The sequence below is a fragment of the Bradyrhizobium sp. Kon10 genome (genome assembly GCF_055807395.1).
In genome coordinates, this window is sequence record NZ_JBVVOZ010000210.1 from 1 (window position 1) to 275 (window position 275).

Sequence of the window (275 nt, forward strand, 5' to 3'; positions counted from 1 at the left end):
CGCCGACATGACGGTCGATATCGACGGGCGCCGGCTAAAACCGCTGCATCGCGCGCCGTGGATCGACGAGCCGCGCGAGACGCTGTCGCAAGACCTGCCCGAGGGCACCGTTCGCCTGTCCGGCGATTTTCTCTGCGCGCCGTTTTCGCGCAGCGATGTCGAGGAAGCACCCCTGCATGGCTGGCCGGCCAACAGCCGCTGGGATGTCGTCGCCTCCGAGGCGACTGCCGATGGCTGGCGGGCCGTTTTCAGGCTGCAGCACAAGGTTATGGGCG

At 67.6% G+C, this 275-nt stretch carries 1 pseudogene; it reads left to right on the top strand.

Annotation, left to right across the window (positions count from 1 at the left end):
* Positions 1-275, top strand: a pseudogene (locus AC0L2O_RS36750) (hypothetical protein); the annotation flags it as partial.